Origin of the sequence: Bacillus clarus (assembly GCF_000746925.1) — a bacterium.
Lineage (GTDB): Bacteria > Bacillota > Bacilli > Bacillales > Bacillaceae_G > Bacillus_A > Bacillus_A clarus.
Genome location: NZ_JMQC01000008.1, coordinates 3,072,362 through 3,097,112, shown reverse-complemented (window position 1 = coordinate 3,097,112; position 24,751 = coordinate 3,072,362). Strand labels below are relative to the sequence as shown.

26 protein-coding genes and 3 riboswitches are annotated in these 24,751 nt (G+C 36.2%); of the genes, 8 read left to right on the top strand and 18 right to left on the bottom strand.

Features of this window, described 5'->3' with window-relative positions:
• Positions 1 to 118: 118 nt before the first annotated feature.
• From DJ93_RS16805 to DJ93_RS16795, 3 genes are read left to right on the top strand one after another with little or no spacing between them, the layout of a single operon-like run.
• Positions 119 to 1,495, top strand: a complete 1,377-nt coding sequence (locus DJ93_RS16805; RefSeq protein WP_042982046.1) for a sucrose-specific PTS transporter subunit IIBC — start codon at positions 119 to 121, stop codon at positions 1,493 to 1,495.
• 17 nt (positions 1,496 to 1,512) lie between these two features.
• On the top strand, positions 1,513 to 2,988 hold the full coding sequence (locus tag DJ93_RS16800; RefSeq protein WP_042982045.1) for a glycoside hydrolase family 32 protein: 1,476 nt from the start codon (positions 1,513 to 1,515) through the stop codon (positions 2,986 to 2,988).
• Entirely contained in the window at positions 2,985 to 3,926 is a 942-nt protein-coding gene (locus tag DJ93_RS16795) for a carbohydrate kinase family protein (RefSeq protein ID WP_042982043.1), read from the top strand. Before DJ93_RS16800 ends, DJ93_RS16795 begins: the two co-directional genes overlap by 4 nt.
• Positions 3,927 to 3,937: 11 nt before the next feature.
• Here the strand turns inward: DJ93_RS16795 and DJ93_RS16790 are convergent, their stop codons facing one another.
• The 3 genes from DJ93_RS16790 to DJ93_RS16780 form a co-directional block, all read right to left on the bottom strand.
• Positions 3,938 to 4,189 carry a hypothetical protein gene (locus tag DJ93_RS16790; RefSeq protein WP_042982041.1) on the bottom strand — a complete coding sequence of 84 codons (252 nt, stop codon included), beginning with the start codon at positions 4,187 to 4,189 and terminating at the stop codon, positions 3,938 to 3,940.
• A 168-nt stretch (positions 4,190 to 4,357) separates the two neighbouring features.
• Positions 4,358 to 5,119 carry a L,D-transpeptidase gene (locus tag DJ93_RS16785; RefSeq protein WP_042982040.1) on the bottom strand — a complete coding sequence of 254 codons (762 nt, stop codon included), beginning with the start codon at positions 5,117 to 5,119 and terminating at the stop codon, positions 4,358 to 4,360.
• 69 nt (positions 5,120 to 5,188) lie between these two features.
• A complete protein-coding gene (locus tag DJ93_RS16780; RefSeq protein ID WP_042982038.1) occupies positions 5,189 to 6,055 on the bottom strand; it encodes an SDR family oxidoreductase in 867 nt (288 codons plus the stop codon).
• A gap of 233 nt (positions 6,056 to 6,288) precedes the next feature.
• On the opposite strand from DJ93_RS16780, the gene DJ93_RS16775 reads away from it, so the two are divergent.
• The 4 genes from DJ93_RS16775 to DJ93_RS16760 all read left to right on the top strand — a co-directional run bounded on the left by DJ93_RS16775 (position 6,289) and on the right by DJ93_RS16760 (position 11,466).
• Entirely contained in the window at positions 6,289 to 7,590 is a 1,302-nt protein-coding gene (locus DJ93_RS16775; RefSeq protein ID WP_042982037.1) for an NCS2 family permease, read from the top strand.
• 88 nt (positions 7,591 to 7,678) lie between these two features.
• Positions 7,679 to 7,785: riboswitch (SAM riboswitch) on the top strand.
• 87 nt (positions 7,786 to 7,872) lie between these two features.
• Positions 7,873 to 8,985 carry a sugar ABC transporter substrate-binding protein gene (locus tag DJ93_RS16770; protein ID WP_042982036.1) on the top strand — a complete coding sequence of 371 codons (1,113 nt, stop codon included), beginning with the start codon at positions 7,873 to 7,875 and terminating at the stop codon, positions 8,983 to 8,985.
• Positions 8,982 to 10,469, top strand: a complete 1,488-nt coding sequence (locus DJ93_RS16765) for a sugar ABC transporter ATP-binding protein (RefSeq protein WP_042982034.1) — start codon at positions 8,982 to 8,984, stop codon at positions 10,467 to 10,469. The genes DJ93_RS16770 and DJ93_RS16765 overlap by 4 nt, the downstream gene beginning before the upstream one ends.
• Positions 10,453 to 11,466, top strand: coding sequence for an ABC transporter permease (locus DJ93_RS16760; RefSeq protein WP_042982033.1), 1,014 nt, complete (start codon positions 10,453 to 10,455; stop codon positions 11,464 to 11,466). Before DJ93_RS16765 ends, DJ93_RS16760 begins: the two co-directional genes overlap by 17 nt.
• 42 nt (positions 11,467 to 11,508) lie before the next feature.
• On the opposite strand, the gene DJ93_RS16755 is transcribed toward DJ93_RS16760, so the two are convergent.
• From DJ93_RS16755 to DJ93_RS16745, 3 genes are all read right to left on the bottom strand, one after another.
• Positions 11,509 to 11,721, bottom strand: coding sequence for a hypothetical protein (locus tag DJ93_RS16755; protein WP_117287846.1), 213 nt, complete (start codon positions 11,719 to 11,721; stop codon positions 11,509 to 11,511).
• A 76-nt stretch (positions 11,722 to 11,797) separates the two neighbouring features.
• Positions 11,798 to 12,652 carry a patatin-like phospholipase family protein gene (locus DJ93_RS16750; protein ID WP_042982032.1) on the bottom strand — a complete coding sequence of 285 codons (855 nt, stop codon included), beginning with the start codon at positions 12,650 to 12,652 and terminating at the stop codon, positions 11,798 to 11,800.
• A gap of 131 nt (positions 12,653 to 12,783) precedes the next feature.
• Positions 12,784 to 13,260, bottom strand: coding sequence for a MarR family transcriptional regulator (locus DJ93_RS16745; protein ID WP_080743505.1), 477 nt, complete (start codon positions 13,258 to 13,260; stop codon positions 12,784 to 12,786).
• A gap of 135 nt (positions 13,261 to 13,395) precedes the next feature.
• Between DJ93_RS16745 and DJ93_RS16740 the strand changes: the two genes are divergently transcribed.
• The gene (locus DJ93_RS16740; protein ID WP_042982030.1) at positions 13,396 to 14,592 is read left to right on the top strand and encodes an MFS transporter; all 1,197 of its coding nucleotides are present in this window, start codon (positions 13,396 to 13,398) and stop codon (positions 14,590 to 14,592) included.
• A 53-nt stretch (positions 14,593 to 14,645) separates the two neighbouring features.
• On the opposite strand, the gene kdpDN is transcribed toward DJ93_RS16740, so the two are convergent.
• The 12 genes from kdpDN to thiS form a co-directional block, all read right to left on the bottom strand.
• Positions 14,646 to 15,800 (bottom strand): KdpD-like non-kinase potassium sensor, encoded by a 1,155-nt coding sequence (kdpDN, locus tag DJ93_RS16735; RefSeq protein ID WP_117287842.1) that lies wholly within the window; start codon positions 15,798 to 15,800, stop codon positions 14,646 to 14,648.
• 56 nt (positions 15,801 to 15,856) lie between these two features.
• Positions 15,857 to 16,438, bottom strand: a complete 582-nt coding sequence (gene kdpC, locus DJ93_RS16730; RefSeq protein ID WP_042982027.1) for a K(+)-transporting ATPase subunit C — start codon at positions 16,436 to 16,438, stop codon at positions 15,857 to 15,859.
• A gap of 16 nt (positions 16,439 to 16,454) precedes the next feature.
• A complete protein-coding gene (gene kdpB, locus DJ93_RS16725; RefSeq protein ID WP_042982025.1) occupies positions 16,455 to 18,545 on the bottom strand; it encodes a potassium-transporting ATPase subunit KdpB in 2,091 nt (696 codons plus the stop codon).
• A 13-nt stretch (positions 18,546 to 18,558) separates the two neighbouring features.
• Positions 18,559 to 20,226, bottom strand: a complete 1,668-nt coding sequence (gene kdpA / locus DJ93_RS16720; RefSeq protein ID WP_042982024.1) for a potassium-transporting ATPase subunit KdpA — start codon at positions 20,224 to 20,226, stop codon at positions 18,559 to 18,561.
• Between the two features lie 19 nt (positions 20,227 to 20,245).
• Positions 20,246 to 20,326, bottom strand: a complete 81-nt coding sequence (kdpF, locus tag DJ93_RS16715; RefSeq protein WP_000972378.1) for a K(+)-transporting ATPase subunit F — start codon at positions 20,324 to 20,326, stop codon at positions 20,246 to 20,248.
• Entirely contained in the window at positions 20,323 to 20,427 is a 105-nt protein-coding gene (locus tag DJ93_RS16710) for a SipW-dependent-type signal peptide-containing protein (RefSeq protein ID WP_042982023.1), read from the bottom strand. The genes kdpF and DJ93_RS16710 overlap by 4 nt, the downstream gene beginning before the upstream one ends.
• A 99-nt stretch (positions 20,428 to 20,526) precedes the next feature.
• Positions 20,527 to 20,671, bottom strand: a riboswitch (cyclic di-AMP (ydaO/yuaA leader).
• A gap of 264 nt (positions 20,672 to 20,935) precedes the next feature.
• Positions 20,936 to 21,166 (bottom strand): hypothetical protein, encoded by a 231-nt coding sequence (locus tag DJ93_RS16705; protein ID WP_042982021.1) that lies wholly within the window; start codon positions 21,164 to 21,166, stop codon positions 20,936 to 20,938.
• Between the two features lie 16 nt (positions 21,167 to 21,182).
• Positions 21,183 to 21,569, bottom strand: coding sequence for a hypothetical protein (locus DJ93_RS16700; protein WP_042982020.1), 387 nt, complete (start codon positions 21,567 to 21,569; stop codon positions 21,183 to 21,185).
• Between the two features lie 93 nt (positions 21,570 to 21,662).
• Positions 21,663 to 21,810, bottom strand: a riboswitch (cyclic di-AMP (ydaO/yuaA leader).
• 119 nt (positions 21,811 to 21,929) lie between these two features.
• Positions 21,930 to 22,739 carry a bifunctional hydroxymethylpyrimidine kinase/phosphomethylpyrimidine kinase gene (gene thiD / locus DJ93_RS16695; protein WP_042982018.1) on the bottom strand — a complete coding sequence of 270 codons (810 nt, stop codon included), beginning with the start codon at positions 22,737 to 22,739 and terminating at the stop codon, positions 21,930 to 21,932.
• Between the two features lie 15 nt (positions 22,740 to 22,754).
• Entirely contained in the window at positions 22,755 to 23,774 is a 1,020-nt protein-coding gene (locus tag DJ93_RS16690; RefSeq protein WP_042982017.1) for a thiazole biosynthesis adenylyltransferase ThiF, read from the bottom strand.
• Positions 23,767 to 24,537 (bottom strand): thiazole synthase, encoded by a 771-nt coding sequence (gene thiG / locus DJ93_RS16685; protein ID WP_042982016.1) that lies wholly within the window; start codon positions 24,535 to 24,537, stop codon positions 23,767 to 23,769. The genes DJ93_RS16690 and thiG overlap by 8 nt, the downstream gene beginning before the upstream one ends.
• A gap of 2 nt (positions 24,538 to 24,539) precedes the next feature.
• On the bottom strand, positions 24,540 to 24,743 hold the full coding sequence (gene thiS, locus DJ93_RS16680; protein WP_042982015.1) for a sulfur carrier protein ThiS: 204 nt from the start codon (positions 24,741 to 24,743) through the stop codon (positions 24,540 to 24,542).
• Between the last annotated feature and the right edge of the window lie 8 nt (positions 24,744 to 24,751).

The following is a 24,751-nucleotide window of genomic DNA, read 5'->3' as shown; positions in this document are numbered from 1 at the left end:
TTAAAACCGGTTCCACATTTTGAAAACAGGATTTTTCACATCACTTCCCTGTTTTTTATTTTAATTATTTATGGAACCGGTTCCGTAAATTGAAAACCTACAATAAGGGGGAATTTTTATGAATATGAAACAAATTGCAACGCAAGTATTACAGAATATTGGCGGAAAGGAGAACATCGTTCGTGCTACACATTGCGCTACTCGCCTTCGTCTTGTACTAAAAGATGAGACAAAAATAAACGTGGCAGAAATCGAAAACATCGATGGAGTTAAAGGGGCTTTTGCAACGACTGAACAATACCAAATTATTTTTGGCACTGGCCTAGTAAACAAAGTGTATGATGAATTGTCAAATCTAATTGGAACAGCCGAACTTAATTCTACAGCATCAAACGATATTCCTACGAAAAAAATGAATCCCATTGCTCGCCTAGCAAAAACATTATCTAATATTTTCGTGCCCATTATTCCAGCTATCGTCGCAAGCGGTTTACTTATGGGCTTACTCGGAATGTTGAAAGCGTTTAAATTGGTTCCCGGAGATCATTCACTCATTCAATTACTTGATATGTTCTCAAGTGCAGCTTTCATTATTTTACCTATTTTAATCGGTGTTAGTGCAGCTAAGGAATTCGGAGGGAATATTTTCCTTGGCGCAGTTATTGGAGGTATATTAACACACCCAAGCTTAACGAATCCTTGGACTCTTGCAAACGCAAAACCAACTGTTTTACATTTCCTTGGTATGGATATTAGTATGATTGGCTATCAAGGTACAGTTTTACCTATTTTATTATGTGTATACGTGATGAGTATCATTGAAAAAGAACTTCGAAAACGTGTTCCGAATTCTTTAGATTTATTAGTCACACCATTCTTAACAATTATTATTACTGGCTTCTTATCACTTATTATTATCGGACCAATTGGATATAAAATCGGTGACGGTATTACATACCTTTTAAACACTATTTATCAATTTGCAGGACCAGTAGCTGGTCTTATATTCGGAGGATTATATTCAACAATCGTCCTTACTGGCTTACACCATAGCTTCCACGCAATTGAAGCTGGATTACTCGCAAATAAAGATATCGGGGTGAATTTCTTACTCCCTATTTGGTCAATGGCTAACGTTGCACAAGGCGGAGCTACTTTAGCCGTTTATTTCAAAACAAAAAATAAAAAGACGAAAGAAATCGCAATTCCAGCGGCAGCTTCAGCATTTTTAGGAATTACAGAACCAGCTATTTTTGGTGTCAATTTAAAACTTGGCAAGCCATTTATTGCAGCAGCTATTGGTGGAGCAATTGGAGGCGCTTATGTTGTTTGGATGCAAGTTGCAGCGAATGCATACGGTTTAACAGGTATTCCAATGCTTACAATTGTCGCACCGCTTGGCATGATGAATATGATTCACTATATAATCGGCTTTACTATTGCAGTTATTACTGCTTTTGTTGCCACATTCATTTTATATAAAGAAAGTAAATAATAACGGGGTGAAAACCTATGGCGAAATATAAAACAATACTGCAATCCAATAAAGACGAATTACATTCTTTATATGAAATTGCAAATCAAGATTCATGGAAACCAACTTATCATATCCATCCACCATTTGGATTAATGAATGATCCTAACGGTGTATCATACTACAATGATGAATATCACGTTTTTTATCAGTGGTATCCATTTGGCCCGATTCACGGAATGAAGCATTGGGGACATGTGAAATCAAAAGATCTTATTAACTGGGAGCGAATGCCTGTAGCCATCATCCCTACTGAAAGCTATGAATCACACGGCGCATATTCTGGTAGTGCTATTATAAAAGATGAACTTCTTCATTTATTGTATACAGGTAATATAAAAAAATCTGATGATTCCCGTGACGCGAAACAATGTATGGTGACAATGGATTCTCAATATACGATGACGAAATATAGTAATAATCCTGTTATTGATATAATTCCTGATGGATATACGAAACATGTACGCGATCCAAAAGTATGGAAACATCACGATACGTACTATATGTTACTTGGTGCACAACGTGAAAATAAAACGGGAACCCTATTACTATACAAGTCACAGGACCTATATAATTGGAAATTCCAAGGTGAAGTTAAAACCAATTTAAAAGAATTCGGATTTATGTGGGAATGCCCCGATTACTTCCAATTATCAGGGAAAGATGTACTACTCTTTTCACCTCAAGGAATTGAAAAAGACGAGGAAAATTTTCAAAATGTATACAATGTCGTTTACGCAGTGGGAAATTTCGATATTAAAAATTTATATTTCCATATTGATTCATATTATGAAATCGATAAAGGATTTGACTTTTATGCTCCTCAAACTTTAGAAGACTCTACTGGTCGCCGCCTATTGTTTGCTTGGGCAGGATCAAGTGAAATCACATACCCTTCTGATGATTATATGTGGGCTCATTGTTTAACACTTCCACGAGAAATAACATTAGAAGATGACATACTAAAACAAAAACCAGCTTTAGAGCTAAGAAAACTACGAACAGCAAAAAAAGAAATTTCAGGCGATATAACAACTGGGCTACACATATTAGCAACCCTAGATCATGAAGACTCATACGAATTAATTATTACTCTTAAGACAGCTGATGCAAGCAACTTTGGTCTTTCTCTCTTCCATAATGAAGAGGAATCTTTCCCCATTACTTTTAACCGTAAAAAAGGAAACGTTTCTATAGACAGAAGCAACTTCCATCATCAATTTGGCGGAGAATATGGGTATAAACGCTATAAAAAAATCGATATTCAAGATACGATAGAACTACGAATATTTGTAGATAAAAGCATCGCGGAAATTTTCTTATACGATGGCTCAACAGTCTTTACGTCCAGAGTCTTTCCGCGAAAAGACATGAAACATCATATCGCAATCTTTTCAGATGCAAAACTAAACTTTACAATTACACAATATAAACTGAAAAGAGGGATTGTATGAGAAATGTTTTTTGTATAGGTGAATTATTAATTGATTTTGTTTGCCGAAATTCCAATGTTTCTTTAGTAGACGGTTCAGATTTTGAAAAAAAAGCTGGTGGAGCTCCCGCTAACGTTGCTGCTGCTATTACAAAATTAGGCGGACACGCTACATTTATGGGGCAAGTAGGAAATGATCCATTTGGTGATTTTCTAGAACAAACTTTGCAACATGCTCATGTTGACACTTCAATGCTCATAAAAGATAAACAAACAACACTTGCATTCGTATCGATCGATCAAGATGGCGAACGTGATTTTATTTTTATGCGTGGTGCGGATGGTGAATATCACTTTAATAGCATCGATTTATCAAAAATCAAGACGAATGATTTAATACATTTCGGTTCAGCAACAGCTTTACTATCAAGTCCGTTAAAGGACACATATTTCCAACTAATGCAATACGCAAGAGACAATGGCCATTTTATTTCTTTTGATCCGAATTATCGAAGTGCGCTCATTACAGATACAGAACAATTTGCTCAAGATTGTTTAGCCTTTATAAAACATGCACATTTCGTAAAAGTAAGTCAAGAAGAAGCAATCATGCTTTCTAAAGAGAGTGATTTACAACAATCTGCACTCAAGTTATTAAATTATGGTGCTAAAGTAGTAGCTATTACACTCGGAAAAGACGGTACCCTTCTCGCAACAAAAGAAGGTCAAACTATTATCCCTTCTATTTCCATTAAACAAGTAGATACAACCGGTGCTGGCGATGCTTTCGTCGGAGCGATGTTATATCAAATTGCAAAAAGCGAACAAACTCTTTCTCATAATTTCAAAGATTTGACAGAGTTTATCTCATTTGCAAATAAAGTAGGCGCTATAACCTGTACAAATTACGGAGCAATTGCCTCTCTTCCATCATTAACAGATATAAAAGCATACGATTAATCGTATGCTTTTTACATTCCTCTCCAAAAATCATGCATTATAAAAAAGTATAAAATAACGAGAAGAACCGTCCCGCATAAAGTAATGCGTCGGTATATGCTCTTCTCCCCTTCCCTCGCTTTAACAAACGCCCAAATAAATCCGAAGAACAAAATTAAATCAACATATGGAACATAAAAAGAAAAGACGAGAAACGCATACAAATACACGATAAATAAACAGGTTGTTACTAAGAAAATTTTAAATGCAAATTCACTTTTCATAATGTAACCGCCTCCCCAAACTGTACTGTATTATATTCAGCAAAACATAATAGTTTCTGTTTCAATTTTTTATCCCGCAATTTGCAGGCAGCACGATTGGTATGACTAATATCAATAAAAATGATTAAACTTTACCACAAATAAGCTACCGCCCATTTACGGTAGCTATTACGGAACATTATATTCCCTTTTATATATATTATTTAAAATTGAATACGGTAATTGCTCATAACGAATTTTTTCTCCAGTTTCATCTATAATATACAAATTATTTCCTATATAGTAGGTTCCATCTTTTCGTTTAGAATACACCACGTATCTTTCATTCGGTAATACTGTTTTCACCTTCGTCAATTGTCCATTTGGCTCTTGCCAATATATATTTAACTGATCTACTAGCGTAAGTACCCCAATTTGTTCTCGCTCTACTTTACGACCATTCCAGCTTACAACACGATACCCAAGCTTATTAGCCTCATATTCTGGATACGTATAAAAACGCGAAATAATTACTTTCGTCTGCACATCTACTCTGTCATACAACCATTGTATATCGCGGTCATGCATTCGAATGCAACCATTCGATTCCCTTCTCCCAATCGTTGCTTCACGATTTGTCCCATGAATGGCGTATTCTTTTTCATTAAGGCCAAGCCAACGTGTTCCGAGTGGATTGTTAGGGGCACCACCAGGTATTTTTTTACGGTGATATTCTTTATTTTTATACTTATTAATAATACAAAATGTACCTTCAGGTGTTGGTGTACTTGCTCTCCCTGTCGTTATCGAAAATGTTCTCGTATAATTTCCATCCTCAAAAAAAGACAACTGATTTGTCGTAAGGTTCACTAATATTAAATGATCTGTTTCAGCAAAAGCACTAATTGGTAGACAGAAAAATAGTATTACCATTATCCATACTTTTTTCATTAACATCCCCCCTAGCACAGTCAATAATGATAAGTGTACTTAGCCTTACTTTGCTCCTATAGAAGAAAACTATCCATTCACAATTACTCCACCATTTACATGTATCATTTGTCCCGTCACATATGTCGAGTCGCTAGACGCTAAGTATACGTACGCAGGTGCTAACTCGTACGGCTGCCCTGGCCTTTTCATCGGAACATTACTACCAAATTCAGAAACCTTTTTCTTATCGAAGCTTGACGGAATAAGCGGTGTCCAAATTGGACCTGGTGCAACACCATTTACTCGAATCCCTTTTTGTACTAGCGATTGCGAAAGCGATCGTGTAAAAGCAACAATAGCCCCTTTTGTTGCGGAATAATCAATAAGTGTTTCATTTCCTTCATATGCAACAATAGAAGCTGTATTTATAATGACATCTCCTTGCTTTAAATGGATAAGCGCCGCTTTTGTAACGTGAAAGTAAGAAAAAATATTAATTCGAAACGTTTTTTCAAGTTGCTCCGCTGTAATATATTCTAAACCTTGCTGCGGATATTGCTGTGCGACATTATTTACAAGAACATTTAAACCTCCTAGCTCGGAAACTGTTTCCTCTACAACATTTTTACAATGCTGTTCACTGCTTAAATCACCAGGAAGCAGTATGCATTTCCCCCCTTCCTTTTCAACAAGCTTCTTCGTTTCATTTGCATCTTCTACTTCATCTAAAAAAGCAATTGCCACGTTCGCTCCTTCTTTTGCGAAAGCGATCGATACAGCTCGTCCAATCCCGCTATCTCCTCCTGTAATTAATACATTCTTTCCTTTTAGCTTTTCGCTTCCTTTATAATTCGGATCTTCAAACTTCGGAAGAGGATCCATTAACGATTCAATCCCAGGTTGTTTATTTTGATGTTGTGCTGGCATTGTTAAAAACTTTTGTTGCCCTGTCATCTTTTATTTCAACTCCTTTTTATGCCTTTTTCTTATCATGCGCACAATAATAAAAAGTACTTATACATGAAAAAACTACAATTCGTATGCAGGTTTACGCTTAATATTCGAATTTAAGACATAAAATATGAATTGTTCTAAACTTTTTAAGTAAAACTCTTGCAAAAAGCTATAAAAACGAATATTATATATAACTGTTGTGGAAATTATTCGTAAACAGAAAGGATGTTTATATGTTTAACCTTTCAAAACATAAAACTTCTATCAAAACTGAAATTATGGCAGGTATTATTACCTTTTTAACAATGGCATATATCATTGTCGTAAATCCTGTTATTCTTGGAGATGCAGGCGTTCCGTTTGAACAAGCATTTACAGCGACAATTATTGCAGCTGTTGTCGGAACATTATTTATGGCAATCTTTACAAACTTACCAATCGCAATTGCTCCAGGTATGGGATTAAATGCTTACTTCTCTTACTCTGTTGTAAAAGCACATGAAGGCATGACTTTCGCAATTGCATTCTCTGCTGTATTCGTAGCAGGGATGATTTTAATTTTGCTATCATTTACATCATTCCGTACAAAATTAATGGAAGTAATTCCTGAGAATTTAAAACATGCACTTACTGCTGGTATTGGCTTATTTATCGCTTTTATCGGTTTACGCTTAACAGGTATTGTAACAAAACATGATTCTAACTTAGTTGGACTTGGTGATCTTCATTCACCTCCTGTGTTACTCGCATTAGCTGGCCTTGGAATTACACTTGTCCTTATGTCTTTAAATATAAATGGAGCATTATTCATTGGAATGTTGCTAACTGGTATTATCGCTTATTTCACAGGACAATTAACATTCTCAAACGGCGTTACATCAATGCCTGGATTACCTGAAGGAATTATCGTTTCAAATCCAATTACTGCTGTTTCTGATGTTATTAATTACGGATTATACGGCGTTGTATTCTCCTTCTTCCTTGTTACATTATTCGATACAACAGGTACACTACTTGGTGTAGCTCAGCAAGGCGGATTTATGAAAGATGGAAAGCTTCCAAAATCAGGACGAGCACTTCTAGCTGATTCTTTCTCTGCAACTATTGGATCTATGTTCGGAACAACACCATCAACAGCTTATATCGAATCATCTGCCGGTGTTGCAGCTGGTGGTCGCACTGGTTTAACAACAATTACAGTAGCTGTACTATTTGCAGTAGCAGCATTCTTCGGACCTTTAGTGAGCGCTGTTTCTGGCGTTTCAGCTATTACAGCACCATCATTAATTATCGTTGGTAGCCTTATGATGGGTTCAGTTCGATATATCGATTGGGATACGTTCGATGAAGCATTCCCAGCATTTTTAGTAATCTTGAGCATGCCACTTACATCAAGTATCTCAACAGGTATTGCGCTTGGATTCATTTCATACCCACTTATGAAAATGGCAAAAGGACAATTCCGCGCTGTTCACCCACTTGTGTATCTATTTGGAATTTTGTTCGCTTATCAATTAGTTTTCTTACCGCATTAAAATCCTTCGTAATGAGGGATTTTTTTTTGAAAAGTGTTTGACAACACTATACATTTATGGAATAATTCAAAATAGTTAAATATCCGATGTCTTATCAAGAGCAGGTGGAGGGATGAGCCCTACGAAGCCCGGCAACCGACCCATAATGGGCACGGTGCTAATTCTTACAACACGTATTGTGTTGAAAGATAAGAGTAATGTGATAAGACGTCTTTTCTATGAAAAGACGTCTTTTATTTTCACTCCCTCCCCTCTCTTCTTATATTTAGGAGGGATTTTTTTATGAAGAAATTATGTTCTATCTTACTGGTTGTTCTCTTATTCCTATTATCGGCTTGTACAAATGAACAAGATGTGGTTTCTTCACAAAAGCAACAAACTGTGAAGAAAGAAACTACAACATCACAAACTCATTCACAAACAGAAGTTCCGAGCCAAGTAAAAAAACCATTAAAAATTGCGTTAATTATGCAAATGTCTATCGGAACGTTCTCCTCTCAATATATTGAGGGTGTAAAAAAACAAATCGAACAATTCGGTGGTAGCGTACAAGTCTACAATTCTGATAATGATTTAGCAAAAATGGCAGCAAATTTAGATAATGCAATTAATTCGAAAGTGGATGGTATTTTAATTGACCACGGCCGCTCTGAAGCACTAAAACCAGGCGTAGAAAAAGCATTACAAGCTAATATTCCGGTTGTCGCATTTGATAACGACTTACGCTTACCAGGCGTAACGGTTATTGATCAAGATGATTATAGTCTCGCATGGAAATCATTAAAAACATTAGCTGAAGATTTAAATGGACAAGGGAATATAGCAGTCGTATGGGTTGGTGGGTTTGCTCCAATGGAACGCCGCAATGTCATCATTGATGCTTTTTATAAACGTTATCCAAATATAAAAGAAGTTGCTCGTTTCGGTACTGCTAGTAACAACACCCCACTAGATACACAAACACAAGTCGAGGCATTACTGAAAAAATATCCGAAAAAAGGTGATTTACAAGCTATTTTTGCTTCTTGGGATGAGTTTGCCAAGGGTGCTGTAAAAGCACTCGAACAAGCTGGTCGCACTGATATAAAAGTATACAGTATTGATTTAAGTAATGAAGATTTACAATTAATGCAAAAGGAAAATTCACCTTGGACTGCAACGGCTGCAACGGATCCAGCTGAAGTAGGTAAAGTACAAGTGCGCTTCTTATATAAAAAAATTGCTGAGGAACAAACACCAGATATTTATTCGCTAGAACCTTACCTTGTAAAGAAAAATAGTTTACCTACAGAACATGTAACGATGGATCAATTATCAAAATACATAAGTGGCTGGGGAAATTCGAAAGATGCTTACTCACCTTGGATGAATAAATTAGAGAAGGAGAAAAAATGATGACATTCTCTCTTCAAAACATTACACATTTTTATAATACAGCTATCCCAGTACTACAAGATGTCTCTATACATATACAAAAAGGAGAAATTCACGCTTTACTCGGAATGAACGGTGCAGGGAAAAGTACTTTATTAAAAATAGCAACTGGGGAAATCAAGCCAGTTGCTGGAAACATAAAAATTCATAACGAGCCCGTTTCCTTTGCTTCACCAAGAGATGCAAAAAAACATGGTATTTCTTTCGTAACACAAGAAGTAGATCACGGACTTATTTCTGGATTATCAGTATTAGAAAATGTACTAATCGATTATTTAGCACTGCAGAGTAAGAAACTGTTTTCAAAATCAAAATTAGTAGCACTTGCTAAACAATATTTACAAGCTGTACATATTGATTTAAATGTTTGGGAAGATGTTTCAAACTGCTCTTTACATGAAAAACAATTACTTCTTATCGCAAGGGCATTATCTAATAATACAAATTATCTTTTATTAGATGAGCCAACTTCTTCTCTTGGGCCGAAAGAAGTCGAAAATTTTGGTAAGTTATTAAAACAATTAACATCACAAGGAATTGGAATTGTTTTAATTTCTCATCGTTTGTCCGAAATTAGAAAATTTGCTGATAGTGTGACCGTATTACACGGCGGTACAGTTGCACTATCTGGACAGATTGCAAAGATTACTGACCGGCAAATTGTTGAATCGATGACAGGAAAACAACTTGCACTTTCCACCAATACAAAAGCAAAACAAAAAACGGAAGAAATATTTAAAGTTGAGGGGCTTCAATTACACAGAAATTGCTCCCCACTTTCTCTTACTATACGAAAGGGAGAAACTGTTGTCATATACGGATTCATTGGGAGCGGAAAAACAACACTTGCTGAAACATTATTTGGTGCTCATCATGCTTATCGTGCCCAAATATACGATCAACATATAACTATTAAAACTCCACGAGATGCTATTAAAGCAAAAATTGCACTCGTGCCGGAAGAAAGACGAAAACAAGGCTTGTTCCTAACTGAAAATATTATTGAACATACAAATTTGCATCAACTAGGTTGGAAACAAAAAAAAGCAGAAATACATTGCGCTGAAACCGCGATTGCTTCTTTCGGCATTTCACCAAACGATCCAAAAGCTACCATTCATTCACTTAGTGGTGGGAATCAACAAAAAGTTTCTATTGCAAAATGGAGTGGCTTCAAACCTAATCTTTTTCTTTTAGATGAACCAACAAAAGGTGTAGATATAGCTGCAAAACAAGATATCTTTCAATTCATTCGAAACATTACAGAAGATGGAAGCTCTGTTGTTTATTTCACAGGAGAGCAGGACGAAGCATTACATATTGCTGATCGTATTCTCATACTAGTAAACGGCAAATTTGTAGGAGAATATCTTCCTCAAGAACTTTCTCCTGAACAACTTTTACATTTATCTGAAGGGAGCTATTCCATTGAATCTCGCTCATAAAACTAAAATTAAAAAAACGTTTTTACCTACCCATCTTTTTTATCAATTTAGTACAGTTGCTATTATTATAGGAGTTACCATTTTTTTCTCTATTGTAAATGATTCTTTTTTTACCTATAACAATATTAGTGATATTTTACGTTCCGTTTCTATTGTGACATTACTGGCAATCGGTGTTACCTTCACATTAATCGTTGATGGATTTGATTTATCAGTCGGTTCTACTGCTAGCCTAGCAACAATTGCAGCTGCAGCCTGTCTCGTTTTATACCGTCAAGAATTATGGATTACACTCCTTATCCCTATTCTTTGTGGTCTATTGGTCGGATTAATAAATGCTCTATTAATTATTCGAATTAAGCTACCTGATCTATTAGCTACATTAAGTGTCATGTATATTGTGAATGGATTACACTTAACATTTTCAAAAGGATCTTCTATTTATGAAGGAATGTCTGACGCAAGCGGAACCGCCCCAGGACATTTTATTCCATCCTTTCTGTTTATCGGGCAAGGCTCTATCGCTGGTATTCCAGTTCCTGTTATTATTATGCTTATCGTCGTTCTCATTTCATACTTATTTTTAGAAAAAACAACATACGGTCGTTTCTTTTATATGACAGGTGGAAACCGAGAGGCTGCTAGATTAGCAGGTATCCCTACAAATCGTTATCGTGTATATGCTTATATGATTAGCGGTTTACTTGCCTCTATTGGTGGGATTGTCCTAAGCAGCCGAGTGGGAACTGGGCAAGTTTCAGCAGGTGCACCATTATTAATGGATGCCGTTGCTGCTGCCTATATTGGTTATGCAATGTTTGGCGCAAAAAAACCGAATGTAATCGGAACATTCCTTGGTTCTATACTAATTGGAATCATATTAAATGGCTTAACAATGATGAACGTCCCTTATTATGCACAAGATATTATAAAGGGTAGTATTTTAATTGCTGCTTTAGCCTTTTCATTTACAAAAAAGAAAATGAATCGTAAATAAGAAAAAGTCTTCGTTCAAGTACTCTCTGAACGAAGACTTTTTCTAATACTTCTCATTTACTTGTAATTCTTTACTATACTTTTGAATGAAGACTGATGAAATAACCATCACCATTCCTACGCTAAAACCAATAAGTTGATCCAGTAGCATTTCATCATGAATCAACCAACGAAGCAAAAATACCCCGCCAAAAATAAGCATCGCAGTAAATCCAGTATGTCTAAGTCCTTTATATACATTTTCCATATGGATCATTCCTTCATATACTTTTATCCAAATTATACCCCATAACACTTTCACTACAAATAAAAAAACCTCTATATAGAGGTTTCTACTTCTGCAAAAACGCGTGTAAATCTGCAAATTGTCTCTCAGCATCTTTATAACCTTGTTCATATAGATTTTGAAGTTTTTGTGTATCTTTCTCCATACGATCTACTTGAAGTGGAACTTCTGGTCTAATTACAAACAAATTACCTGCCTGCTCTTCTTTTTCAATATAATGAAGTGTTTCATTATATATTTCATAACGAGTAAGCATCGTATTGACAAGGTTTGGATACTTTTTATAAGCCTTTTCTGCAATCCAGCCAAATTTTGATTTTTTCTTAGCGTATCCATGATTTCTCGTTAAAATAACGACTGATTTCTCATAACCATCTGCCTGCGCTTTACGGACTGGAATCGGATCAGAAATTCCGCCATCTAATAATTGCTTCCCGCGGTAGTTTACTACTGGTGCAATAAACGGTAATGAACTAGAAGCTTGCAATAAATTCAATGCATCTTCATTCGTACCCTCTTTCTCAAAATACATAGGTTGCCCCGTTTCACAATCTGTCGTCCCTACAAGAAAACGCTCTGGACTATTAAAATATGTGTCAAAATCAAATGGTACATGCTTTTCTGGAATTTCATGAAAAATGAAATCCATATCAAATAATTGACGTTTTTTCCATAAGTTTTTATACGATAAATACTGCGGATGTGACGCATAATCAATATTTACTGTTTTATTTCTATTTCTTTGTCTGGAAAGATACGACGCTGCATGACAAGCACCAGCTGAAACACCGATTACATATGGAAAATATAAATCTTGTTCCATAAAGTATTCTAGTATTCCGCCCGTATACACACCGCGCATACCGCCACCTTCTAATACTAAACCCGTATTTTCAAGCATGTTCTTCTCTCCTCTTTCTCTATATATTGAATCCTTAATTATTCACTATGTTAAGTATCTTCTTCTATTATATATGAGATATTTCAGAAACCATATTCAGAAGGCTCGAACTAAAGAATATTTTCTTCCTACTATTTTTCCATATGAGATGATACATCCTTTACGAATCTTTGAATAAAAGCTAATTCTTCTTTCGTATACTTATCTAAAAGTAAAAGCCACTTCTCTTCAGCTTGTTTATGTAACTCTTCATGGGCAATATAAACCTCATTCCCTTTCTCTGTTAAAAGGAAGAAAATTTCTTTCTGATTATCTAACATTTTCATCTTCTCAACGAATTGCTTCTGAAACAATTTTGTACAAATTTTAGAAATTGCTCCCTTCGTCATGCCCATTTCTGTCGTAATCGCTGTTACATTCATCAAACCATTTTTTCCGATACATTCAATAACATGTAACTCTGATAAAGACATGCCACTTACACCTGTCTCACGAAGAAACTTCTCATCATTCTCTTTCATATGCTCTTCTTTCTTATGAAAAAGTGTACGAATATCCGAAAGTATTTCTATTTGTTTAACTGTACGTCCCAATCCGTTCCCCTCCATTAAGGTGTATAAGTTTCCATAGAAACAATTTAACTATATATCCATTTTAAAATCATTTTTTTATCTTTACAAGTGAGAAAATCATGTTAAAATAATTTTAGTTTCTAAGGAAACTAAAATTAAGGAGGTTACATTATGAGACATACCAAACTAAACTTCATTTTATATGTTATTTGCATTAGCGCCTTACTCGGTTCTTTCGCTCAAAATATTTACACACCTATTTTACCGATGATTCAAAATTCCTTTCATACCTCTCTTTATCTTGTAAATTTAACAGTTTCCCTTTTCACATTCATTCTTGCAATTATGCAGCTTGTTTACGGACCATTAATTGATACAAAAGGAAGAAAATCTATTTTGATTCCTAGTTTAATTATTAGTACGATTGGCTCAATCGGCTGCGCTTTTTCGGCAGACATTTATGTATTCCTATTTTTTAGAGCTGTTCAAGCTGCAGGAATAGCAGCTATACCTGTAGTTGCCGCAACTATAATCGGCGATTTATTCGAAGGAAAAGAACGGGGAGATGCAATGAGTCTTTATCAAATGTTACTTGCTCTCGCCCCTGCGGTAGGTCCTCTCCTAGGTGGTTATCTCGGCAATATAAACGGTCACTTATCTACCTTTCTCTTTTTATCTACAATTGGCATCATCTTATTAATCACAAATATTTCACTACTTCCAGAAACAAAACCAAATGTCATTCAGCAGCCTAAAGCAACAAAGAATTACTGGCGTATTCTAAGAAATAAAACTGGATTTTCTATTACACTCATTGGCTTTATACAATTTTGTATTTATTTCTGTTTCCTCGTTTTTTTACCTAGCATATTAACAAATTTATTTCACCTAAATGCAAGTGAAATCGGTCTTATGTTTGTACCGATGTCCCTCTCTATTATGCTAGGAAGTTATTGTTACAAGCTTTTGCAAACATTAATCACGACAAAACAGGCGTTACTAATTACTAGTTTTTTCAATATCATATGCGTGATTTTATTCTCGTTCACATATCATATAAGCATCCCCATCTTAATTATTATGACATCCTTATATGGTCTTAGTATGGGATTATCTATGCCAACTCATACAACTTTATTAACTGAAGAATTCGCACAAGAAAGAGCAACAGCTATCGGAATTTACAACTTTATTCGCTATCTTGGAATGGGTACAGGACCAATTGTAGGTGGCCTTCTCTTATTTTCTCAAAATTACTTTTGGATTTTCTTCATAGGTGCAATTATGTTCCTACTTATAGTTTTATGTACAATGAAAATGATAGGCTTTTATCATGTAAGTAAAGAAGAAGTGCGGAACGCTAAATAAAAAGAGAATGCCCGAAAATAGCTATTTTGCTATATTAGGGCATTCTCTCTTATTTACGCTCTTTGATCAGCAACAATATGAATATCAATATGCTTCGTTTGCCTCATAATCTCATTTACAATGGAACCTTTTCTTATTTCTTCCCACCTTGTTCTCGCTGATTGTCCGAGTAAAATTTGTGTTACTTGTAGTCTTTTGGCAACTTCAATAATGACATCTGCTGGTTTTCTTCCTTTCGCTTCTTCTAATACAAAGCTCGCATCAAATTGATTCGTCAACACTTTCCACTCATCAATTGTTTGCTTTTTCCCTGCTGAAATGGACTCTATATCTTCCCTTTCAACATTTAATACATATAATTCGGCATTTAATCGATCGGCCATACGCCACCCTCTGCGTATTAATTTCTCTGCTGTTGAACTGTATTGTACACAAACGAGAATTTTTTCTTTCACACCGATCGGTTCTATTACTGTTTGGCTAATTTTCTCGTCCATGTCATCTGCAACTTCACGAAGTGATAACTCCCTTAGTGCCCCTAAATTATTAATCGTAAAGAAATTGTGTAAGCTTTGTTGAATTTTTTCTTCCTTATATATCTTTCCATCTATTAATCTCTTCCGCAATACTTCCGGTGTTGCATCAACAAGTTGAATCTCATTTGCTTTTTGTAAAATAAAATCCGGAATACGCTCTCGTACTTTGACGTTCGTAATTTGGGCTACAATGTCGTGAACGCTTTCTAAATGTTGAATATTAAATGCTGATAATACCGATATGCCTGCCTCTAACAATTCTTGCACATCCATGTAACGCTTTTTATGTTTAGAACCTGGTATATTACTATGAGCTAGTTCATCTACTACAACAACTTGTGGCGCACGCTTTATAATTCCTTCTACATCAAGCTCATAAAATACCTTTCCCTTATACTGTATTTCTTTTAAAGGCACTTTTTCTAAATCAGCAATTGCTTCTTCTGTTTCCTTTCTCCCATGCGTTTCAATTAAACCAATTACAATATCAATACCATCTTTCTGCATCTCTCTAGCATCAAAGAGCATTTTATAACTTTTCCCAACTCCTGGCGCCGCTCCTACATATAACTTTAATTTCCCTCGATTTTGCTGACGAATGTATTCTAAATACTCTTCTGGCGTTCGCCTTTGAAACGTCGGTTTATAGTCATCCGCATACATGACAAGCACAACCTTTCTTTTGAAACAACGCTACCTCAATCCATTAGATTGAGGTAGCACTGTTACTATTTCATTAATTTCTGTAGTTCTAAATTTAACTTTAGGACATTTACACGATCTTCTCCAAATAAACCGAGTGCAGCGCCTTCTGTTTGATCCTTAATCAATTGATCAAGCTTTTCTTTCGGAATATTCGTTAATTTCGAGATGCGATCTACCTGTACGTAAGCTGCCTTCGGACTAATGTCAGGATCAAGCCCTGAACCTGAATTCGTAACTAAATCTATCGGCACTTCTGTAACTGGAACACTTGGATTTTGCTCATTCCAATCTACGATACTCTTCTCAACTCGTTTCGTTAAATCTGGATTAGATGGTGCATAGTTATTGGATCCCGATGCTTCTGCTTTATATTCTATACTAGAGACACGCCCATGAAAATAACGTGGATCTTTGAAATTTTGACCGATTAACTTAGAACCAACCACTTCATTTTTTTCATTATATATAAGACTTCCATCCGCATTATCCTTCATTACCGCTTGTGCAATACCTGTTACAAGTAATGGATATAAAAGCCCGCATAAGATTAAAAACGTAAACGTAACACGAATGACTGGCGAAATTATACTATGTTTTTTAGCCATCTTTTTCCCCTCTTCCTTATATGAACAAACCGACAAGCATATCAATTACTTTAATTCCAATGAAAGGAACGATAACTCCGCCAAGCCCGTAAATGAGTAAGTTTCTGCTAAGTAGTGCATTAGAACTCATCGGCTTATAAGCGATACCTTTCATCGCTAACGGAATGAGCAGTGGAATAATAATCGCATTAAATATTAATGCTGATAAAATCGCTGAAAGCGGCGATGTTAATTTCATAATGTTTAATGCTTCCATTTGCGGAATTGCAAGTGTAAACATCGCTGGAATAATAGCAAAGTATTTTGCTATATCATTTGCAATACTAAACGTCGTTAACGCACCACGTGTCATTAACAATTGCTTACCAATTCCTACAACCTCAATGATTTTTGTTGGATTCGAATCTAGATCAATCATATTCGCTGCTTCTTTCGCAGCTGTCGTACCACTATTCATCGCTAATCCAACGTCCGCCTGTGCTAACGCTGGGGCATCATTCGTACCATCACCTGTCATCGCTACAAGTTTCCCTTTATCTTGCTCTGCTTTAATAACCGCAATTTTATCTTCTGGTTTACACTCGGCAACAAATTCATCTACCCCTGCCTCTTTCGCAATTGTTGCTGCTGTTAATGGGTTATCACCTGTACACATAACCGTTTTAATCCCCATATGACGAAGCTGTTCAAAACGCTCACGCATACCAGGTTTTACTGTATCCTTTAAATAGATCAATCCGTATATACGATTGTCTACTGCAACTACAAGTGGTGTCCCGCCCTCTTTTGAGATTAAATCCGCTTTTTGATTCACGTCTTTCGGAATTGTTCCACCTTGCGCTTGTACCCACTCAATAACGGCACCAACTGCACCTTTTCTTATTTTTGTGCCATCCAATAAATCTACACCGCTCATTCTTGTTTCTGCTTTAAACGGAACAAATTCACCTTGTTCTGCAATTTCTCTATTATATGATATAGATTTCGCTTGCACATATTCTATAACAGATCGACCTTCTGGTGTTTCATCTAAAACTGAGCTAATTGCAGCCCATTTCCCTACTTGCTCAATCGTTTCATTTCCTACAGGAAGCAGTGTATGTGCCATACGATTCCCGAACGTAATTGTACCTGTTTTATCTAAAATGATTGTATTAATATCTCCTGCAGCTTCTACTGCTTTACCTGACATCGCTAATACATTAAACTTTGTTACGCGGTCCATCCCAGCAATACCAATCGCTGATAATAAACCACCAATCGTCGTTGGAATTAAACAAACTAACAACGCAACAAGTACAGCTGTATCAATTTGAAATCCTAAATAATTTGTAAAAATCGGAAGTGTAACAACAACGATTAAGAAGATAAGAGTTAAACTCGTTAATACTGTATTTAAAGCGATCTCATTCGGCGTTTTTTGACGAGCAGCTCCTTCTACTAAAGAAATCATTTTATCGATAAATGATTCACCAGGATTACTTGTAATCATAATTGTAATCTCATCACTTACGACCATCGTACCGCCTGTTACAGAACAAAAATCGCCACCCGCTTCTTTTATAACAGGAGCTGATTCCCCCGTAATTGCAGATTCGTCTACCGATGCTAACCCTTTAATCACTTCACCATCGCTTGGAATCATTTCCCCTTGTTTTACAATGACAATGTCACCTTTTCTCAGCTCAGTTGCTGAAACTTGAACAATGTCTCCATTGTCTTTCACAATATTTGCAAACACATCTCTCTTCGATTGTTTTAAAGAATCGGCCTGTGCTTTACCACGCCCTTCTGCTAACGCTTCTGCAAAGTTAGCAAATAAAACTGTAAATAATAGAATGAGAGAAACTATTATATTAAACCATCCTGGTACACTACTAACATTATTCGGAAGAAAGGATAAAATTAACGTAATTATAAATCCAATTTCCACAACGAACATAATAGGATTTTTTATCATTACTTTCGGATTCAATTTCGCAAAAGATTGTTTCATCGCATGTGTAACAATATCACGGTCCATCGTTTTCGCTTGTCTAACCTCATCTTCTACAGCATGTATTTGTGACTGATTTACTCGTTTTTCTTTTACCACTACCGGTCTCATCATTTACCCTCCATTACTTCAATGTAAGAAATTCTGCAATTGGGCCTAATACTAACATCGGGAAGAATGTTAATGCACCAACAATTACGATTGTTCCGATGAAGATACCACCAAATAAACTATTATCTGTACGGAATGTTCCGACTGTTTCTGGTACTACCGTCTTCTCTTTCAATGAAGCTGCCACAGCTAACATCGTAATTAAGCTGAAATAACGCCCTAAAAACATAACTAAACCAGTCGTAATATTCCAAAACGGTGTATTATCTGCTAAACCTTCAAATCCAGATCCGTTATTTGCAGCAGACGATGTATATTCATATACAACTTGCGTTAAACCGTGGAAACCTGAATGAGAAATTGCATCCGTTCCTAAATGTGTTGAAAGAGCTAATGCTGAAAATCCTAAAATAAGCAATGGATGAAATAATATCGTTACTGCAATTAATTTCATTTCCTTACCTTCAATTTTCTTGCCTAAAAACTCTGGTGTCCGCCCAACCATTAACCCAGATATAAAGACTGCAATAATTGCATACATGATAATGTTGACAAAACCTGCTCCAACACCGCCAAATACTGTATTTAGCATCATATTTACGAGTGGGACTAGCCCGCCAATCGGTGTTAACGTATCATGCATCGTATCAACCGCTCCTGTTTCAGCAGCTGTCGTTACTGTTGCATATAGTGAAGAAAATACTGTTCCAAATCGTACTTCTTTCCCTTCTGTACTTCCTTGTACATGTTCTATCCCCATTTGGTTTAACACTGGATTGCCATGTAATTCAGATGTAGTAATTGTTATAAATCCGAGTAAAAATACCATGAACAGTGAAACGAAAAGAATACGTCCTTGCTTTTTATTTCCAACCATTCGTCCGTAAGTAAATGGTAGTGCTGTTGGCAATAACATCATAAGCATCATTTGCAAAATATTACTGACTTGCCCTGGATTTTCGAAGGGATGCGCTGAGTTTGCTCCAAAGAAACCACCGCCGTTATTCCCAAGCTCCTTAATCGAAACGAATGATGCAACAGGCCCGCGTAAAATACTTTGTTTTACACCATCAATTGTTTGTGCTGTAACCGCTCCGTCTAACGTTTGTGGTACACCAAGTGCGACAAAGATTAACGCTGCAACAAATGCGATAGGAAGAAAAACTCTCGTTAACGCTCTAGTAAAATCAACGAAAAAGTTACCAAGTTCCTTCCCAGCGAGTCCTCTTATAAAAGCCATAACAAGTGCTAAAGTCGTTGCTGGTGCTGCAAACATTAAAAATGTAATTCCGATTAATTGTGATAAATAAGATAAACCATTTTCACCGCTGTAATGCTGTAAGTTTGTATCAGCCATAAAACTAATCGCTGTATTAAAAGCAAGCGTAGGCTCCATCCCTTCAATATGCGCTGGATTTAATGGCAATACACCTTGTAACCTGAAAATAAAATATACAACCACAATCATAAATCCATTGAGTAAAACTAATGATAATGCGTACTGTTTCCACGTTTGATTGTATGCTTTTACACCCGTAATTTTAAAAATAAGTTTTTCAAAAGGCCCAAATACTTTATCTAACGTCTTGCTCCCTTGAAAGGCTTTCTCTAAATAAATCCCCGTTGGCTTTGCCACAATAATAAACAATAGCATTGTAATGACAACTGCAACCCAAATCATAATGAATGATTCCCCCTAATTAAAACTTCTCTGGATTTAATAATGCATAAACTAAGTACACCGTAATTGCTGCAACAATAACCGATAAGGCAATCATCATGATTGCTTCCCTTCTTTCACAACTTTATCTGACCAACTTGCAAGACTTGCCATCGATGCTACTAATACAACAAAAATTCCGATTATCACAACATCTAGCATAACTATCCCTCTTTCTAAATGTAAAAATTTACCATTAACTTATCAAAAAAAGAACACTGAGGCTCTACTCAGTGTTCAAAAATGAACAACAAAAAGTAAACCTCCTCTCCAAACGCTTACGAGGTTAGCTGTCGGATTCGGGCTTAAAGAGTAGCCCTACTTTCAAATTTGAAAGATTCACCCCAAGTGACGATGCACAAAATTGGTTCCCCCGCTCCATTTCTGGACTCAGCGATATCAGGTTTTTTTTGGAAATTTTATGAATGATTTATGAGAGTAAATATACTCCTCTATATTTAACTTGTAAAGAGGGAAATTACTTAAAATAAGAAAATATTTTATCATTTAAACGCTTACATTTGTTATTATTCATATTCTTTCATCTGTTTTCTTATCATTTCTTTCTTTTTCATAGAAATCATCTTTTAAATATGAAAGAAAAAGAGCGAATGCATATAAGTGCCGACCTTAGTCGCACTTAACATTCGCTCTTTCTTTCATTCAAAATTTATTCTCTACGTAAAAATGCACGTAAATTTCTCCCTCGAATATAAACTTGTGTCAATTCTGCATGTAGCTGCTCATATTCAATAATATCCATTTCTAAATATAAAGCATCTTTTGATGGCAATATTATATACGGATTTGGAAAAATGGGATCGAGCGCCACCAATTCTTGAACTCGCTCTACCGATACCGCCCAACGATTCGCTATATCTCCAAGTAATAACACCTTCATCTTCGCTTCCCCTGCCCTATTCAAAGAATAAAAAAGAAATATTATCACAGTTCGTAAACACTACAAATTTAGCTCCAATTGTTTCATAGAGCCTGGCCGGATATCGTTTATTCCTTGTAACAACAGTAATAGGTGCTTGAAAAGAAAAACGAATACGTTCTGTGAAGAAACTAACTATTGGAAGCTCATCTCCTAGTAAAATCACTTTCTTAATACGATCGCAAATACGAGTAAAATCCTGCTCCTTATTACAGCTATAAGCCGACTCAAATCCAAAGGTCCTGACTTCAGCTGCTATCTCTTCATTTGCTGTAAAAATAATTAACTCATGCTGAAATGCTACTAGCTCTCTTAAACTATTTACCTTTTTTTCTTCTCCGACACAAATAAGCGTTAATTCCATGTACCTCATCCTCCTTAGCATAAAAGAATTCAAACGTAGATTGATATTCCCCTATACTAATCAGACCGATGAAGTGATGTATCCATCATGGCACCGTCCTCTCCCAAGACGCTTACGAAGTTAGCTGTCGGATTCGGACTTTGAGAGTAGCCCTACTTTCAAATTTGAAAGATTCACCCCTAGTGACAATGCACAATTTGGTTCCTCCGCTCCATAAAATCGGACTCAGCGTTTTACAAAATAATCTTTTATCCTGCACAATACAGAAATAAAAAACAGATTCTGGCTGATATAATACTCCTGAATTTGGAAAAAGTAAACAATAAAAAAAGCCCGTTACAAAACTGGCTTTTTCTTTCTTTATGCGTATTTATTCAACTTATATGCAAAGTGATTCGTTGGCCCATGACCACTCCCAATATTTAACGGCTCTTCAATCGCTATACTAATAAATCTTTTTGCTTCTTGGACTGCCTCTTGAATTGGATATCCTTTGGCAAGTCCTGCCGTAACCGCCGACGCGAATGTACAGCCACTTCCATGCGTTTGTTTAGAAGCAATTCGTTCACTTCTAAATTCGATAAACTGCTCACCATCAAAGAGTAAATCGATTACTTCATTACCTTGATATTCCGCATGCCCGCCTTTCATAAGAACATATTTAGCCCCTAATTCATGCAATACTTTCGCAGCTTCCTTACTATCTTCTATATTTTGAATCTCCATCCCCGTTAACACTTCTGCTTCAGGAACATTCGGCGTTACAACAGTTGCAAGCGGCAATAAATATTCTTTTAATGCTTGCACTGCTTCTTGTTGTAATAACGACGCACCGCCTTTAGCAATCATAACAGGATCTAGTACAATATTATTCCAGCCAAATTTCTTAATATGTTCTGCAACAATTTTAATAATTTCGCTACTAAATAACATACCTAACTTAACAGCGTCTGGTGTTAAATCTTCACCAATTGAATTCAATTGTTCCGTAATTCCTTCAAGAGAAACAGGATAGACACCTTGAACACCTAGCGTATTTTGAGCAGTAATTGCTGTAATAGCGGTCATGCCATACACACCAAGCTCTTGAAATGTTTTTAAATCTGCTTGAATTCCTGCACCGCCTCCGCTATCTGATCCAGCAATTGTTAAAGCTTTATTTACTTTCATCTCACTCATCCTTTTCTATCCAAAATAGCGATGATAAATCGTTTTTGCTTCACTTACATCTTTTGTTCCATGCACGAGTACACGTCCATCTTTAAAGACAACTAATCTCTTTCCTTCAACGGAAAACGATAGTAAATATGGATTTACATTCAAATCTATAACACGATCATGTAATATCTCTTTATATCGTTCAAAATTAAGTTCCTCTTTATGAGGTGGTCTAATTTGAACTGTATTTCTTCCACATAAAACTGCTGTTTTCGATGTATTTTCTTTACTTAAATATGGATATAATGCATTCTCACCACACGATGGACAATTATGCTTGCGAAGTTTTCGCACATTCATGCATGAATATTCATTTTTCCACACATCAAACGACACAAGTCCATCTCGAAGTGATTCACAATCTTCTACTAAAAGTTTAAGCGTTTCTGTTACTTGATGAGAAACGACAAGAGATACAGCAGGCGATATAATCCCCGCTGTATCACACGTCGCCCCGCCAAGCGGGATTGATTGTAGTAAACAAGATAAACACGGCGTTTTCCCTGGAAGAATGGTGTAGGAAAGACCGTAACTTCCTACACAAGCTCCATAAACCCATGGAATAGAATGCTTTTGCGATATATCATTAACAATGAAACGTGTTTCAAAATTATCAGTCGCATCAACGATTACATCCACATTTATAACGAGCTCTTCTAACTCCTCAGCTGTGACATCTTGAACGAGAGCCTCTATCATTACTTTTCTATTAATCGCCTGCAAACGCCTTTTAGCTGCTACAGCCTTAGGAAGATTACTCTCAACATCCTCCTCAGCGTACAATTGCTGCCTTTGCAAATTACTCCAATCGACATAATCACGATCAACAATTGTTACGTGGCCAACTCCAGCTCTGACAAGCATTTCCGCATTGGCACTACCAAGTGCACCTGCCCCAATAATTAGGACGTGTTTTTCCCCTATCTTTCGTTGTCCTGTCTCTCCGATTGGAGAGAATAGCTCTTGGCGAGAATATCGATTATTCAACTACGCTCATTCCTTCTAAAGGACTACTTGCTGTTGCACAACGTTTACGTGCAATACGCCCCGCTTCAAAGCCTAAGCGACCTGCTTCAATACCTAATTTCATTGCCTGTGCCATTTTAATAGGATCTTTTGCTCCAGATACAGCTGTATTTAATAACACACCATCTGCTCCTAATTCCATTGCAAATGCTGCATCAGCTGGGCTACCAATACCAGCATCAACGATAACTGGTACTGTTGCTTGTTCAATAATAAAACTTAAATTTAACGGATTTACAATTCCAAGTCCTGAACCAATTGGTGATGCTCCTGGCATAATGGCGTGTACACCAAGCTCTTGTAATTTACGTGCTAATACAACATCATCAGATGTGTATGGAAGAACGATAAACCCTTCTTCCAGTAACATTTCAGATGCTTTTAATGTTTCTACCGGATCAGGTAATAACGTTCTATCATCACCAATTACTTCTACTTTTACCATGTCACAAAGCCCCGAAGCTTTGGCTAACTTCGCAATACGAACAGCTTCTTCAGCATTTTTTGCTCCTGCTGTATTCGGTAATAACGTATATTTTTTTACATCAAGTTTTTCTAATAAATTCGGTTGGTCTGCATCAAATATATCCATACGGCGTACTGCAAATGTTAAAATTTCAGCTTCAGATACTTCAATGGCTTTCTGCTGCACATCAAAATCAGAGAACTTTCCTGTTCCTAATAAAAGTCTAGAATGAAATGAAAATGGTCCAACGTTTAACATAATCAACCGCCTCCTACGAAAGTTACAATCTCAATTTGGTCTCCATCAAAAACAGATGTATCTTGATGATCATCTTTTTGCAAAATATCTTTATTACGTTCTACTACTACAATCTTTTTATCTAACCCTAAATGTGTAAGTAACTCAGCTACTGTTTTCACACTCGCTGGTATTTCAATTTGTTTACCATTAATTTTTAAATTCAAACTTCCAT